Below are 14,057 nucleotides of genomic sequence, written 5' to 3'. Positions count from 1 at the left end.
TCATGCGCTCATCGCCCCCTCCGACGCCCGCGCCGCCTGCTTCGCGGCGTACGCCGTGGCCGCGTCGCGGACCCACTGGCCGTTCTCGTGGGCGGCGCGGCGGCTGGCCAGGCGCTGGGCGTTGCACGGCCCCGCACCCTTGACCACCTGCATGAACTCGTCCCAGTCGATGTCGCCGAAGTCGTGGGCCTCGCGCTCGTCGTTCCAGCGCAGCTCGGGGTCGGGCAGCGTCACGCCCAGCGCCTCGGCCTGCGGGACGGTCATGTCCACGTAGCGCTGGCGCAGCTCGTCGTTGGTGTGGCGCTTGATCCGCCAGGCCATCGACTGCTGGGTGTTGGGCGAGTCGCCGTCGGCGGGGCCGAACATCATCAGCGACGGCCACCACCAGCGGTCGACGGCGTCCTGCACCATCTCGCGCTGGGCGTCGGTGCCGGCCATCAGCGTCTGCAGGAGCTCGAAGCCCTGGCGCTGGTGGAACGACTCCTCCTTGCAGATGCGCACCATCGCCCGGGCGTAGGGCCCGTAGCTCGACCGGCACAGCGGCACCTGGTTGACGATCGCGGCGCCGTCCACGAGCCACCCGATGACGCCGATGTCGGCGAACGTCAGCGTCGGGTAGTTGAAGATCGACGAGTACTTCTGCTTCGAGTCGATGAGCTTCTCGGTGAGCTCACCGCGGTCGACCCCGAGCGTCTCGGTGGCCGAGTAGAGGTAGAGCCCGTGGCCGGCCTCGTCCTGGACCTTGGCCAGCAGGATGGCCTTCCGTCGCAGGCTGGGGGCCCGCAGGATCCAGTTGCCCTCGGGCTGCATCCCGATGATCTCGGAGTGCGCGTGCTGGGCGATCTGGCGGATCAGCGTCTTCCGGTACCCCTCGGGCATCCAGTCGCGCGGCTCCACCCGGCCCTCGGCCGCGACCGTCCGGTCGAAGTCCGCCTCGAGCGCGGCGAGGTCGGGGCCCTGGTCCTCGGTCACCGTCATCGGTGAGCCACCTCCGTACCGAATGTTCGTTCGGTTGATGGTGACGCACCGGCGCGCCCCTGTAAAGCCGTGGCAGCGGGTCCGGACGGGTGGAGCGAGGGTCACCTCGACTGCGCTGGGCGCAGCGAAGGCGTCCCTCGCTCGACCGCGCACCGGCACGCCCGGTGGGTCGAAGGACGCCCCAGCGGCACTGGACGCAGCGAGGACGTCCCTCGCTGCCGCACCCCGGACGCCGCGGGACGATCTCCGGCATGGACGTGCTCGCGACGCTGGCCGACGGGACGTTGACGGTGCGCCGGGCGCGGGCCGACGACCTGCCCGCGCTGGTGGGGCTCCTCGCCGCCGATCCCGTCGGCGCGGGCCGGGGCGACGCCGTCGACGACCTCGCGTCCTACGCAGCGGCCTTCGCCGAGATCGACGCCGACCCCGCGCACCTGCTCGTCTGCCTCGACGAGACCGACGGCACGACGGTCGGGACGCTGCAGCTCTCGGTGCTGCCGAACCTCGGGCGGCGCGGGACACGGCGCGCGCAGCTCGAGGCGGTGCACGTCAGCGACGCGCGGCAGGGTCGCGGGTACGGGGCGGCGCTCGTGGAGTGGGCGGTCGCGGAGGCCGGGCGCCGGGGGTGCGGGCTGGTCCAGCTCACCAGCGACGCGTCACGGTCCGGCGCGCACCGCTTCTACGAGCGCCTCGGGTTCACGGCGTCGCACGTCGGGTTCAAGAAGGACCTGACGTCCCGTCGATGAGCTCGTCGAGCGTGACGTAGAGGCCGGGCTCGCCGGTGCGCTCGCTGCGCTCCACCGCCGCCCGGGCGCGCTCGGCGATGCGCCCGATCTCGTCGGCCGCCACCACGCGGCTCTGCAGCACGGTGCCGTCCTCGTCGGTCAGCGTGACGGCGACGAGGCCGGTCTCGGGCTGCTCGGAGAAGTCCAGCGGCACGCAGCCCAGCCTAGTTGTCGCGGCCCCTAGAACGGGCGGCGCTTCGGTGCGGGTGCCGGCGCGAGCAGGCCCTCGAACGCCATGCGGTCGACCTCGGCGACCAGGGCGTCCACCGGGATCCGCCCCGGGCGGTACCACTCGACGAGCGAGTTCACGAGCCCCGAGAGCAGGCGGGCGTCGACGGCGGGGTCGAGGCCGTCACGCAGCTCGCCGGCGGCCGAGGCGTCGCGCACGAGGCGGGCGATCGCGGCGTCGAACTCGCGGCGCCGCGCCATGGCCCAGCGCTCGGTCTCGGTGTTGCCGCGCAGCCGCAGCAGCAGGGTGACGTGGGGCAGCTCGGCGACGAGCACCTCGACCTGGCGGCGCACGATGTGGCGCAGCCGGGTCAGCGGGCTGCCGGTGGACGCCGCCGGCTCGTCGAGGACGCCGAACAGCCCGTCGAGGGCGCGCTCGAGCGCGGCGCGCAGCAGCGCCTCCTTGCCCCGGACGTGGTGGTAGAAGGACGACTTCGTGATGCCCGCCGCCGCGGAGAGGTCCTCCATGCTCGTGGCGTCGTAACCGCGCTCGTTGAACACGCGCGCCGCGACCTCGACGAGGCTCGACGGGTCGTAGGTCGGGCGGGTCCGCCGGTCCCGGGCGGGCGCTGCCGCTCGTTCGCCCTCGCGGGCGGGGGGACGCGTACCGGTCACGGGGAGCAATCTACGGCCCCGGGCGGGGGACCTCCGCGCGGCGCTCCACACAGCGGAACCGCCGCGCCGGAGGTCGTCGACGCTGGCGCCGGACGCCCGTGACGGACCATCCTCGTCCTGGTCGACCGGGGTGCTCGCTGCTACCGTCCCGCCCGACCGAACGATCGTTCGCCTGTCCGTCCGCACAGCGCTACCCCGAGGTGGTCGATGACGACGCTCGAGACCCTCCACGACCTGGCCCCGGCCGCGGACGCCGGCAATGCCACGCGCACCGTCGGGGCCCCTATGCGCCGCGCGCTCGCGACCTCGCGCGACCGGACGGCCGTGGTGTGCGGCGAGCTGACGCTGACCTACGCCGAGCTCGGCGACCGCCTCGCCCGCCTGGGCGGCCTGCTCGCCGGGCTGGGCCTCGGCCCCGGCGACCGCGTCGGCGTCCTGGGCGCCAACTGCCACCGCTACCTCGAGCTCTACCTCGGGCTGCCCTCGCACGGGCTCGTGATCGTCCCGCTCAACGTCCGGCACACCGCGGCGGAGCGGACCTACGCGCTGCGCGACGCCGGGGCCACGGTGCTGTTCGCCGATCGGGCCCTCGACGACCTCGACCCCGACCTGCGCGTCGTCGACCTCGGCGCCGAGTACGAGGCGCTGCTCGCCGACGCCGCGCCCACCGAGCCGCGGCGCGCGCCCGCCGAGCACGACCTCGCCGGGATCTTCTACACGGGCGGGACCACCGGCGCGGCCAAGGGCGTCATGCTCACCCACGGCAACCTCGTCGCCAACGCCTTCCACTTCATGGCCTGCTGGCCGTTCACGGCCGACACCTCGTGGCTCGTCGTCGCGCCGATGTTCCACGCCGCCGGCACGATCGGGGCGCTCGCCACGATCTGGGCGGGCGGCACGCAGGTCATGTGCCCCGCCTTCAGCGCCGACGGCGTGCTCGACCTCGTCGAGCGTCACGGCATCACCGCGACGCTCGTCGTCCCGACGATGATGGACGCGCTGGCCGTCGAGCAGACGGCCCGGCCGCGGCGGGTGTCGTCGCTGAGGTGGCTCTCGCACGGCTCGTCGCCGGCGGCCGTCGAGCTGCTGCGGCGCACCCATGCGGCGTTCCCCGAGGCCGAGATGCTGCACATCTACGGGCTCACCGAGACGTCCCCGATCGTCACGCTGCTGCCCGGCGAGCAGCACCTGCTCGACGCCCCGCAGGCCCGCTCGTGCGGGCGGGCGGCGGTCGGCGTCGAGGTGATCGTCGTTGACCCGGCGGAGCGCACGCCGCTGCCGACCGGCGTCGTCGGCGAGGTGCTGATCCGCGGCGCGAACGTCACCGCGGGCTACTGGAACAAACCCACCGAGACGGCGGCGGCGCTGCGCGACGGCTGGTTCGCCTCCGGCGATCTCGGCCTGATCGACGACGGCGGGCACCTGTTCCTCGTCGACCGCGCCAAGGACATGATCGTCTCGGGCGGGGAGAACGTGTACAGCGCCGAGGTCGAGAACGCGCTCTTCGCGCACCCGTCGGTCGTCGAGGTCGCGGTTTTCGGCGTGCCCCACGAGCGGTTCGGCGAGGCCGTGCACGCCGTGGTCGTGCTCCGCGCGGAGCCCGAGGACGCGGACGCCTTCACCGAGGAGCTCGTCGCCCACTGCCGCCGCTCGATCGCCGGCTACAAGGTGCCCCGCAGCATCGAGACGCGCACCGAGCCGCTCCCGAAGTCCGGGGCGGGGAAGATTCTCAAGCGGGAGCTGCGCGCGGTCTTCTGGTCCGACCGGGAGTCGCAGCTGACGTAGGTCCCGGGGGCCGGTCAGGCGTGGACGTTCCGCTGCCCGACCGCGCCCCGGAGGCCGACGCAGCCGACACACCCCACGCAGTCGACGCAGTCCACACACCCGACACAGGCCACGCACCGGGTGCAGTTCACACAGGCGAGCGTGGCCACGCAGTTCCGGAGCGCGACGCCGAACGCGGTGACCAGGCTGCCCGCGATGCCGGCGCTGCCGGTGGTGGCCACGCTGCCGGCGACCGCGACGCTGCCGGACGTCGCCACGCTCCCCGCGACGGCGACGCTGCCGGCGGTGGCGACGCTGCCGGCGACCGCGATGCTGCCGGCCGTCGCCACGCTCCGGACGACGGCGACGCTGTGGGACGTCGTCACGCTCCCCGCCGTGGCGACGCTGCCGCTCGTGTCCACGCTCCCGGCCGTCGCGACGCTGTCGGCGGTGCGGACGCTGCCTGCGGCGGCGATTCCGCCGGCGGGGGGATTCTCCGGCTCGGTCACGACCAGCAGGGTGCACGAACTGCTCCTCGCCGTCCAGGAAGGATTGGGCTGATCAGTTCACCGAATGGGGCCCGATCACCACTACTGTCGATCTCGCAAGCACAGTGGGAACACACTGCCGGAGGCCGACGTGCCGCAAGCGACGATTGTCCTGGTCCACGGAGCGTGGGCCGATGGCTCGAGCTGGAATGCCGTGGCGCGCGAGCTGAGGAATCGTGGATTGACGGTGATCACGCCACCGAATCCCTTGCGCGGTGTGACCACCGATGCGCCCTACGTCACCTCGTTCGTCAAGCAGCGCACGACGGGTCCCGTGGTCCTGGTGGGCCACTCCTACGGCGGGTTCGTCATCACGAACGCCGCTACGGGGGCCGGTGACGTGCGCGCGCTCGTCTACGTCGACGCGTTCATCCCCGAGGCGGGGGAGACGGTCTTCCAGATTCTCGGCGGTTCCGGATCGGCGCTCGACGTCCCCGACCCGACCGCCGTCCTCGACCTCGCGGGATATCCGAATGCGCCCGAGGGGGACGTCGAGGCTTTCCTGAAAGCGGACACCGTGCACCGGTCGTTCGCGCAGGATCTGTCCGAGGACGACCGCTGGAGAATCGTCGAGAGTCAGCGTCCGATCACACTCGGTGCGAATTTGACGCCGGGCACGGAAAGTGCCTATACGTCGCTCCCCAGCTGGGCCGTGGTGGGCACCGAGGACAAGGTCATCCCGCCGGACACGCAGCGGAAGATGGCCGAGCGGGCGGGGTCGACGATCTCCGAGGTCGCCGGCTCGCACGTCTCGATGGTGTCCCGGCCGGGGCCGACGATCGACGCGATCCTCGCCGCCGCGGAGGCGGCCGGCTGAGGTCAGTGCCCCGTGAACGTGGGCTTCTCCTTGGCCAGGAAGGCCTCGACGGCGTTGCGGTGGTCCTCCGTGGCGGCGAGGCGTGACTGGGCGGCCCCCTCGTGCTCGAGCACCGTCGTCAGCGGCGAGACGGTGCCGAGTGCGACGGCCATCTTGATCTCCGCGTAGGCGGCTGTCGGGCCGTTGGCGAGGCGGCGGGCCAGCGCGAGGGCCTTGTCGTCGAGCTCCTCGGCGGGGACGACCTCGCGGACGAGACCCCAGTCGCGGGCCGACTCGGCGGTGAAGGTGTCGCCGAGCATGAGCAGGTCGGTGGCGCGCGAGGCGCCGACGGCGTGGGCGAGGGTGGCCGAGAGCCCCGAGTCGCCGCCGAACCCGATGCCGGAGAACGCCGTCGCGAACCGCACCCCGGTCGCGGCGAGGCGCAGGTCACAGGCGAGCGCGAAGCCGAGGCCGGCCCCGACGCACGTGCCCCCGACCGCGGCGATCGCGGGCTTGGGCATCGTCGCGAGCGCGGAGGTGATGCGGTTGTAGTGCTCGGGCACCGTGCGCATCGGCTCCTCGGCACCGGAGCGCAGCGCCTCGGCGTGCTCGCCGAGGTCCTGGCCGACGCAGAAGGCGGGCCCGGCGGCGGACAGGACGACGGCGCGGACCTGCGGGTCCTGGCCGACGTCCTCGAGCGCGTCGCGCAGGGCGACCTTGAGCTCGGTGGTCAGCGCGTTGCGACGGTCCGGGCGGTTCATCCGCACGGTCGCCACGGCCGCCTGGTCGTCACGGGTCACCACGACCGCGTCGTTCGTCATCGAACGCACTCCTCTCGCTCACCGTCTCCGCCGGGGATCATGCTGCCCGCCCTGGGTCACCGCGGACAGGGGGCGTCGGCCCCGTGACGGCGGACCGGACACACCGGACACTGGAGCCGTGGTCCTCTCCGTCCGCGTCGCCGCGCGCACCACCGGGGCGCTCCTGACCGGCTTCGGCGCCTTCCAGGCGGGCCTGGCGGGCGGTGCCCCGTGGGGACGGTTCGCCTACGGCGGCCAGCACGAGGGGCGTCTCCCCGATAGCTTCCGGCGGATCAGCGCCGTCGCCGCTCCGGTCTACGGCGTGCTGGCCGTCGTGGTCGCGTCGGAGGCGGGCTCGCCGCGGCGGCGGCGAGCGGTGGCGAGCGGGGTGGCGATCTTCATGGCGATCGGGACGGCGCTCAACCTCGCCTCCCGGTCACCGGCCGAGCGAATGCTCTGGACGCCGCTGTGCGCGCTGACCGCCGTGCTCGCGGGGGCGGCCCGTCCGCCGGCTCACTCCGTCCGGGCGACGAGCGTGACCACCGGGGGGCGGTAGGGCGCCATCACCGGGGTGACGGCGTCGAGGGCCGCCCAGCGCAGCGCCGCACGGTCGGCTTCGGGGAGCCCGGCGAGCCACGCGGCGACGTGCGCCTGGCCCAGGCGGTAGTCGACGAGGTCCTCGGGACGGTCGACGCCGACGTCGGCGGCGTGCTCGGTGACGACGACGTCGACGAGCCCCGCGCTCTCGGCGGCCGCGGTCATCGCGGGCACGTCGCCGAGCAGGGGCGCCTGGCCCCGGGTGAGGTGGGCGTACCAGGGCGGCGGGACGAAGCCGGGGTCCGCGACCACGGCGTCGATCCGGTCGCGCGCCGCACGGTGGCGGGTCGTCGCGGCGGCCACGGTGGCCAGGACCGCCCCGCCGGGCCGGGTGACGCGGGCGAGCTCGGCGAGCGCCGCGGTCGGGTCGTCGACGTGGTTGAGGACGAAGGCGGCGACGGTGTCGTCCACCGCGTCGTCGCGCAGGGGCAGTGCCTCGAGCGCCCCGGCGACGGCCGGTGGGCGGTGGCCCGCTTCCCAGGCGAGCATCGCGGGCGAGCGGTCGACGGCCACGGGGTGTGCGCCGACCGCGCTCAGGGCCGTGGAGGCGAGGCCCGTGCCGGCGCCCGCGTCGAGCACCCGGCGCCCGGCCAGGGGGTGGGGCGCCGCGGCCACGAGCTGCGTCGCGAGCGGGCCGTAGACGCGCGCCGCGCCCGTCGCCCAGCCCGTCGCCGCCGCGGCGTAGCGGTCCTCGTCCCCGTCAGTGATGTCGCTGCCCATGATCGGGGCGAGGATGTGGCTTTCCTGGCGCCCAGTGCAAGCGTGGACGCAGGGCTGGCACCGCCGGGACGACCTCACGGTTCCCTCAGAGTTGCCACAGAGCTGCGTCACGCGCGGTGTCCAGGGTGGATCACGAGGCGGCCGCCCCCGATCGGTCGCCCGTGTCGTGAGGAGATCGAGGAGATGGACTTCCGCCGCCTGCCGGTGCTCGCCGGACCGGTCGTGGCCGGGCTGTTCCTGCTCGGCGGGTGCGCCGCCGGGCCCGCCACCTCTGCTGCGGCCCCCGCCGAGGCCCCGGCCGCGGCCGCGAGCACCGGGACCGGCCAGGCGCCCTGCACCGCGCGGCTGCGTCCCGGCGCCACCGGCGGTGCCCCGCTGACGCTCTCGCCCGAGGCGCGGAGCGAGATCGACCGGCTGCGCGAGACCCGCTCCGGCCCCGCGACCGCCCAGGACCCGGAGCTCGCCGCGCGCCTGGCCGAGGTCAGCCAGCGGGTCGAGCGCGCTGCCCGGCCGTGCGCCGACCGCTGAGCGGTCCTGACGGTGCGACCGCCACCGCGCGGACCCTCCCGGACGCGGTGGCACCATCCGCGCCCATGAGCGAGTCGAACCCCGACCTGCTGGTGGTCGACGACGACGCCGACGTGCGGGCGTCGCTCGAGCGCGGCCTGCGGCTCTCGGGGTTCACCGTGCGCTCCGCGCAGGACGGGCCGGGCGCGCTGCGGGCGGTGCACGAGCGCGTCCCCGACGCCGTCGTCCTCGACCTCGGGCTGCCCGGCATGGACGGGGTGGCCGTCGTGACGGCGCTGCGGGCGATGGACCACGACGTGCCCGTGTGTGTGCTCTCGGCGCGCGACACCGTCGACGACCGCGTCGTCGGGCTCGAGGCCGGGGCCGACGACTACATGGTCAAGCCGTTCGCGCTCACCGAGCTCGTGGCGCGGCTGCGGGCCCTGCTGCGCCGGGGCGCGCGGTCGACGACCCCGGCCGAGCCCGCGCTCGGTGAGACGCTCACGGCGGGGCCGCTGACCGTCGACCTCGCCCGGCGCACGGTCCACGTCTCCGACCGCGCGGTCGAGCTCACCAAGCGCGAGTACGAGCTGCTCGTCGTCCTCGCCCGCAACGCCGAGGTCGTGCTCACCCGCGAGCGCCTGCTCGAGCTGGTGTGGGGCTACGACTTCGCCACCGACACCAACGTCGTCGACGTCTTCGTCGGGTACGTGCGCCGCAAGCTGGAGTCCGACGGCACGCCCCGGATCGTGCACACCGTGCGGGGGGTCGGGTTCGTGCTGCGGGCGTGCGGATGAGGCGCTCCCTCTCGCTGCGGGCGCGCGTCGCCCTCGCCGCCGCCCTGGCCGCGACCGTCGTCGTCGTCCTCGTCGGCGTGCTGGCCTCGGTGCTGCTGGCCCGGGAGCAGACCGAGCGGCTCGACCGCAGCCTGGTGCCCGGCTCGCCGGCGGTGCTCGGCTCGTTCGCCTCGACGCGCGCCGACCTCGCTGTGACGCTGCGGAACCCGGCCGGCGAGGCCCGGCGGGTGAGCGGGCCCGAGCTGCCGCTCTCGCCGATCGGCATCCCGACGTCGGTGACGGTCGCGGGCGTCGGCTACCGCATCCGCACCGCGCCGGGCCCGGCGCCGGGCTCGCTGGTGACGGTGGGCGCGACCGAGGACGACACCCGCGCACGGGTCGCGGAGCGCCAGCGTCTCGTGGCCGGGCTCGGGGTCGCGGCGGTCGCCCTGGCGGCGGGCCTCGGGTGGGTGTTCGCCGGCCGCGCGGTGCGCCCGATGCGCCGGCTCACCGCGCAGGCGGCGACGCTCGACCGCGCGGCCACCGACCCGGCGGCCGCGCCGCCGACGGTCCGCGCCGACGGGTCGCGCGAGTCCGAGGAGCTCGCCGACGCGCTGTCGGACATGCTCGCCCGCCTGCACGCCGAGCAGGAGCGCAGCACGGCCTCGCTGCACGCTGCGCGCGACTTCGCCGCGGCCGCCCGCCACGAGCTCCGGACGCCGCTGACGTCGATGCGCACCGACCTCGAGGTCCTGGCGGCCCACCCCGACCTGCCCGAACGCGACGAGGTGCTCGCCGACGTGCTGCGCGCCCAGGCCCGGGTGGAGGCCACGCTCACCGCCCTGGGCCAGCTCGCCGCCGGGGACCTGCCCGACGCCGCCGGTGGCGAGGCGATCGGGGTGGCCGACGTCCTGCGCCTGGCCGCCGAGGACGCGCGACGCGCCCACAGCCGGCTCGAGGTGGTCGTCGACGAGCCGGACCCGGCGACGCCGGAGTCGGTGCGCGCGTCGCCGGAGGGGCTGCGGATGGCGCTGGCGAACGCCGTCGTCAACGCCGTGCGGCACGGTCGCGCGGGCACCGTCCGGCTGGGTGCCCACGCGGGCACCGACGGCGGCGTCGTGCTCACCGTCGACGACGACGGGAGCGGCCTGCCCGCGGACGAGCGGGAGGCGGTGCTCGGCCGGTTCGTGCGCGGGAGCACCGCGGGCGCGCCGGGCTCGGGGCTGGGCCTGGCGCTGGTGGCGCAGCAGGCGGCCCGCCACGGCGGACGGGTGGCGCTCGGCGACGCCCCGACGGGCGGCCTGCGCGTCAGCCTGGCCCTCGGCCCGGATCGAGCTGGGTGACCAACCGCAGGTCCCACGCCTCGGGCCACGGCACGCTGCGCCGGACCCGCTCGTAGATCCAGGCGGTGAACCCCTCCGAGACCAGGACGCGCGCGATCTCGACGAGCGCGGCCAGGTCGTCGGACTCGTGCTGCTCGTGGTCGTTGCGGGCGGGGGTGTGCAGCGGCCCGCGGAAGCGTCGCGCGTCGAGCCGGTAGCGCCGGGGGCCGCCCGAGCGGGGTAATCGGATGTCGCCGGTGTCGTCCATGTCGCCGATGGTAGCGACACCGGCGCCATGAACGACAGCGGTGTCATCCACGAAATCCGCGACAGCAGCGGCGTTCCGTCGTACGGACGACACCGGCGACATAGGCTGCCGCCATGTCCCCGTCGGACCTCGTCTCGACCCCGGAGGCCGCGAAGGCGCTGGGGGTCAGCCCGCGCACGCTGCAGCGCTACGTCCGGGCCGGCCTCGTCACGCCCGAGATCACGCTGCCGTCGGGGCAGTACCGGTGGAACGTCGCCAAGCTGCGCCGCCAGATCGGCATCGCCCCGGACGAGGACTGAGGACGGGCGACCGAACCGCCCGTCGCTGTCGGTGGGCAGGGATAGCGTCGACGCCGTCCGCCACCCGCGGAGGAGGAGGCGCCATGCCCGACGGCGACGAGGTCCTGCCCGGACCCTTCGACACCGAACCCCTCGATCTCGGTCGGCTGCTCTCCGAGGGCTTCTCGCCGGCCGTGCCGGGCGACGAGGTGGTGCGTCGGTGCGAGCGCTGGCTGGTCGGCGTGCTCGACGAGGCCGATGTCGCGCTCGGGGCGAGCGACGTCGAGATCGCCGCGCTGCTCGCCGCCGAGGGGTGGTCGGTGGCCCAGGTGGTGGGCGGGTGGGTGCGGCGCGCGGCGAGACCGGTGGGCCGGGAGCTCGTGGCGCCCGGCGTCACCCGCGTGGGCTGACCAGCGCGAGCACGTCGCGCAGCCCGCGCTCCCGCTCGCGCTGCTCGCCGGCCAGCACGAAGGCCCGCAGGCCGGCGGTCACGGCGCCGCCGTCGCGCACCGGGTTGTCGCCGACCATGAGGGTGCGCCGTGGGTCGGTGCCCAGGCGCTCGCAGGCGGTGCGGAACAGCGCGGGGTCCGGCTTCTCGGTGCCCTCCTCGCAGGAGAGCACCCAGGTGCCGACGAGGCCGTCGAGCCCGGCGGCGCGGGCGTGGCCGCGGATGTCCCAGCCGATGTCGCTCACCACGCCCACCGGCACGCCCTGCGCGGCGAGGGCCGCGAGGAACGACCCGGTGTCGCCGTAGGGCACCCACGAGTCCTCGGCCACCACCCGCGCCTGCGCGGCGTCCTCGATGCCCGCGAGGTAGGGCACGCGGGAGAACCACGCGCGCATCGCGCGCCGGTGCGCGTCGGCGTCCAGGTCGCGGCCCACCTGTGCCGCCACGACCTCGGGCTCCGCGGCCGCCGCGTCGAGGGCGGCGAGGATCGCCCCGGGGTCACCGAGCTCGCGCCCCGTGTCGGCGGCCACCCGGCGCAGCCACTCCTCGGTGCCGATCATCCGGAAGAGCGTGTTGCTGAAGTCGCAGAGCACCGCCTCGACCGGTGGGACGGGCGCAGCCCGGTCGTCGTCGGACGGGCGGTAGGCCGCGGGCAGGTCGAACAGGGCGCGCACGTCGATCAGTGTGGCCCCTGCCCTCAGACGTCGTCCTCAGGCGGCGGAGGTGCTGTCCTCCTCGACCACGGCGGACTCGTTGAGCGCGCGCTCGCGACGGGCGCTGCGCACGGCGACGACGATGGCCACGACCCAGAGCACCGCCAGCACGATCAGCACGGTGGTCACGATGCCCGTGGCCACGTCGAAGCCGTTCAGCAACGTGCGGGCGTTGGTGATGATGATCAGACCGCCTGCCCCGGTGCCCAGCACCCGGGCGGGGAGCAGCCGGACGATGTAGGCCGCGAACGGCGCCGCGATCACGCCGCCGACCATCAGGGCGAGGACGACCGTGTAGTCGATGCCCTCCTGCGACAGCGTGAACAGGAAGCCGATGCTGGCGGCGAGGGCGACGACGAACTCCGAGGTGTCCACCGAGCCGACGACCTTGCGGGGCTCGAGACGGCCCGACGCGAGGAGGCTGGACGTGGCCACCGGGCCCCAGCCGCCGCCGCCCGAGGCGTCGAGGAAGCCCGCGACCAGGCCGAGCGGGCCGAGGAACTTGCCGCCCGGCCGCGGCCCCGAGACGACGCGCTTCGCGATCGCCCGGGAGCTGAAGCGCAGCAGTACGTAGACGCCGAGCAGGAGCAGGATGCCGGCCATGTAGGGCTCGGCGTCCTCGGTCATGTTGACCAGGACGTAGGCGCCGAGCACCGCGCCGACGGCGCCGGGGACCGCGAGGATGCCGACCACCCGCCAGTCGACGTTGCCGAAGCGCCAGTGGGAGGCGCCGGAGGCGAGGGTGGTGCCCACCTCGGCGAGGTGGACGGAGGCGGAGGCGATGGCGGGAGCCGTGCCCGCCGCCAGGAGCACCGACGTCGACGTGACGCCGTAGGCCATGCCCAGGGAGCCGTCGACGAGCTGGGCGATGAGCCCGGCGAGGGCGAAGAGCAGGAACGCGCGCACAGGATTCCTCGGTGGTGGCAGGGGCGGGCCCGCGCGCCCTCACACCGGGGCATGTGGCGACCCGGTCGGGGACGGACCCGCGACCGGACGAGACGTGGACGGTCAGCGGCGGGGGAGGCGACACCCGGCCGAGGTGACACGGAGGAGGTCGACGTGCGCACGGCGCACCAGGACCACTCCCGAGTCGGACACGAACTGATCCTCACACGGCGACGCGGCGGAGGACAGCGATCCGACCCACCGCTGTGACCGCTGCCACGCCGCCGCTCGAGGCCGGTCAGCCCGGCACGGGGGCCGGCTGGTCGGGCTGCGCGGGCACGGCCGGCCGCCCGGGCTGGGCCGGCTGGGCCGGCTGGGTGGGCTGGGTGGGCTGGGCCGGCTGCCCGGGCTGGGTCGGCTGCGCGGGCTGCGCCGGCTGGGCGGGCTGCCCCGGCTGGGCCTGGGCGCCCGGCACCGTCTGGACCGTCGCGCCCGGCGCCACCTGCACCGTCGCGCCCGGCTGGACCTGGACGACGATCGGGCCCGACGCGCCGGCGGCACCGCCGCGCTCGCCACGGGGACCGCCGTCGGGACCGGGCGGGCGGCCCGGTGCCCCGGGACCGCCCGGTCCGCCGCGCCCCTCGGCGCTCGTGCCGGGACCCCGGTCCCGCGGCCCGTCGCCGTGGCCGCCGCCCACGGTCGCGGCCAGCACGCCGCCGGCCAGCAGCACGCCGAGCAGCAGCCCGACGACGCCGGCCACCACGACCGCGGTGCGGCGGGTCCAGCCGGACGGGCGGGTGGTCCGCTGCCATCGCGTGGGCGGACCGCTCGGATTCGCGGCGGTCCCCGGGGACCGGTCGGTCGGTCGGGTCGGCGGGTCGCCGTCGGGGGTGCCGGACTGCGGGTCCTGGTCGCTCATCGGAGGTCTCCACTCGTGCTCGGGGACCACCGACGATGGGCAGCGGGGCTGAACCGGGCCTGAAGCCACCGGCGTACGGGCGGGTCTTCAGGTCCCGTTCAGCAGCGGGG

At 75.3% G+C, this 14,057-nt stretch carries 19 protein-coding genes; 10 read left to right on the top strand and 9 right to left on the bottom strand.

Annotation, left to right across the window (positions count from 1 at the left end; all coding sequences use genetic code 11):
• A complete protein-coding gene (gene paaA, locus PH191_RS26080; protein WP_274197549.1) occupies window positions 1-978 on the bottom strand; it encodes a 1,2-phenylacetyl-CoA epoxidase subunit PaaA in 978 nt (325 codons plus the stop codon).
• 251 nt (window positions 979-1,229) lie between these two features.
• On the opposite strand from paaA, the gene PH191_RS26075 reads away from it, so the two are divergent.
• Window positions 1,230-1,724 (top strand): GNAT family N-acetyltransferase, encoded by a 495-nt coding sequence (locus tag PH191_RS26075; protein WP_274197548.1) that lies wholly within the window; start codon window positions 1,230-1,232, stop codon window positions 1,722-1,724.
• Here the strand turns inward: PH191_RS26075 and PH191_RS26070 are convergent.
• On the bottom strand, window positions 1,696-1,917 hold the full coding sequence (locus PH191_RS26070) for a hypothetical protein (RefSeq protein ID WP_274197547.1): 222 nt from the start codon (window positions 1,915-1,917) through the stop codon (window positions 1,696-1,698). The two genes, PH191_RS26075 and PH191_RS26070, sit on opposite strands and share 29 nt — an antisense overlap.
• A gap of 26 nt (window positions 1,918-1,943) precedes the next feature.
• Entirely contained in the window at window positions 1,944-2,606 is a 663-nt protein-coding gene (locus tag PH191_RS26065) for a TetR/AcrR family transcriptional regulator (RefSeq protein ID WP_274197546.1), read from the bottom strand.
• 207 nt (window positions 2,607-2,813) lie between these two features.
• Between PH191_RS26065 and PH191_RS26060 the strand changes: the two genes are divergently transcribed.
• The 3 genes from PH191_RS26060 (at window position 2,814) to PH191_RS26050 (ending at window position 5,735) form a co-directional block, all read left to right on the top strand.
• Complete coding sequence (locus PH191_RS26060; protein ID WP_274197545.1) at window positions 2,814-4,391, top strand: class I adenylate-forming enzyme family protein; 1,578 nt, start codon at window positions 2,814-2,816, stop codon at window positions 4,389-4,391.
• Window positions 4,392-4,532: 141 nt separating this feature from the next.
• Window positions 4,533-4,931, top strand: a complete 399-nt coding sequence (locus tag PH191_RS26055) for a hypothetical protein (RefSeq protein ID WP_274197544.1) — start codon at window positions 4,533-4,535, stop codon at window positions 4,929-4,931.
• Between the two features lie 78 nt (window positions 4,932-5,009).
• Entirely contained in the window at window positions 5,010-5,735 is a 726-nt protein-coding gene (locus tag PH191_RS26050; RefSeq protein ID WP_274197543.1) for an alpha/beta hydrolase, read from the top strand.
• A gap of 2 nt (window positions 5,736-5,737) precedes the next feature.
• Here PH191_RS26050 and PH191_RS26045 read toward each other — a convergent pair whose 3' ends face one another.
• Complete coding sequence (locus PH191_RS26045; RefSeq protein ID WP_274197542.1) at window positions 5,738-6,535, bottom strand: enoyl-CoA hydratase/isomerase family protein; 798 nt, start codon at window positions 6,533-6,535, stop codon at window positions 5,738-5,740.
• Between the two features lie 118 nt (window positions 6,536-6,653).
• Between PH191_RS26045 and PH191_RS26040 the strand changes: the two genes are divergently transcribed.
• Window positions 6,654-7,070, top strand: a complete 417-nt coding sequence (locus PH191_RS26040; RefSeq protein WP_274197541.1) for a hypothetical protein — start codon at window positions 6,654-6,656, stop codon at window positions 7,068-7,070.
• Here the strand turns inward: PH191_RS26040 and PH191_RS26035 are convergent.
• Window positions 7,028-7,831, bottom strand: a complete 804-nt coding sequence (locus PH191_RS26035) for a class I SAM-dependent methyltransferase (RefSeq protein ID WP_274197540.1) — start codon at window positions 7,829-7,831, stop codon at window positions 7,028-7,030. The genes PH191_RS26040 and PH191_RS26035 overlap by 43 nt on opposite strands.
• Window positions 7,832-8,014: 183 nt before the next feature.
• Between PH191_RS26035 and PH191_RS26030 the strand changes: the two genes are divergently transcribed.
• From PH191_RS26030 to PH191_RS26020, 3 genes are all read left to right on the top strand, one after another.
• Window positions 8,015-8,359 (top strand): hypothetical protein, encoded by a 345-nt coding sequence (locus tag PH191_RS26030; protein WP_274197539.1) that lies wholly within the window; start codon window positions 8,015-8,017, stop codon window positions 8,357-8,359.
• A gap of 65 nt (window positions 8,360-8,424) precedes the next feature.
• Window positions 8,425-9,135 carry a response regulator transcription factor gene (locus PH191_RS26025; RefSeq protein ID WP_274197538.1) on the top strand — a complete coding sequence of 237 codons (711 nt, stop codon included), beginning with the start codon at window positions 8,425-8,427 and terminating at the stop codon, window positions 9,133-9,135.
• The gene (locus PH191_RS26020) at window positions 9,132-10,457 is read left to right on the top strand and encodes a sensor histidine kinase (RefSeq protein WP_274197537.1); all 1,326 of its coding nucleotides are present in this window, start codon (window positions 9,132-9,134) and stop codon (window positions 10,455-10,457) included. The genes PH191_RS26025 and PH191_RS26020 overlap by 4 nt, the downstream gene beginning before the upstream one ends.
• Here the strand turns inward: PH191_RS26020 and PH191_RS26015 are convergent.
• A complete protein-coding gene (locus tag PH191_RS26015; RefSeq protein WP_274197536.1) occupies window positions 10,423-10,704 on the bottom strand; it encodes a hypothetical protein in 282 nt (93 codons plus the stop codon). The two genes, PH191_RS26020 and PH191_RS26015, sit on opposite strands and share 35 nt — an antisense overlap.
• 113 nt (window positions 10,705-10,817) lie before the next feature.
• Here PH191_RS26015 and PH191_RS26010 point away from each other — a divergent pair, with 113 nt between their 5' ends.
• Window positions 10,818-11,003 (top strand): MerR family DNA-binding transcriptional regulator, encoded by a 186-nt coding sequence (locus PH191_RS26010; RefSeq protein WP_274197535.1) that lies wholly within the window; start codon window positions 10,818-10,820, stop codon window positions 11,001-11,003.
• Between the two features lie 83 nt (window positions 11,004-11,086).
• Window positions 11,087-11,392 carry a hypothetical protein gene (locus PH191_RS26005; protein WP_274197534.1) on the top strand — a complete coding sequence of 102 codons (306 nt, stop codon included), beginning with the start codon at window positions 11,087-11,089 and terminating at the stop codon, window positions 11,390-11,392.
• Here the strand turns inward: PH191_RS26005 and PH191_RS26000 are convergent.
• From PH191_RS26000 to PH191_RS25990, 3 genes are all read right to left on the bottom strand, one after another.
• Window positions 11,376-12,104 carry an HAD family hydrolase gene (locus PH191_RS26000; protein ID WP_274197533.1) on the bottom strand — a complete coding sequence of 243 codons (729 nt, stop codon included), beginning with the start codon at window positions 12,102-12,104 and terminating at the stop codon, window positions 11,376-11,378. The two genes, PH191_RS26005 and PH191_RS26000, sit on opposite strands and share 17 nt — an antisense overlap.
• Window positions 12,105-12,140: 36 nt before the next feature.
• Entirely contained in the window at window positions 12,141-13,049 is a 909-nt protein-coding gene (locus tag PH191_RS25995) for a sulfite exporter TauE/SafE family protein (protein ID WP_274197532.1), read from the bottom strand.
• A gap of 277 nt (window positions 13,050-13,326) precedes the next feature.
• Window positions 13,327-13,947, bottom strand: a complete 621-nt coding sequence (locus tag PH191_RS25990) for a hypothetical protein (RefSeq protein WP_274197531.1) — start codon at window positions 13,945-13,947, stop codon at window positions 13,327-13,329.
• Window positions 13,948-14,057 lie beyond the last annotated feature (110 nt).

The sequence above is a fragment of the Actinomycetospora callitridis genome, assembly GCF_028737265.1.
Lineage (GTDB): Bacteria > Actinomycetota > Actinomycetes > Mycobacteriales > Pseudonocardiaceae > Actinomycetospora > Actinomycetospora callitridis.
The sequence above is the reverse complement of the archived record's forward strand: the minus strand, read 5'-3'. Positions and strand labels throughout refer to the sequence as shown.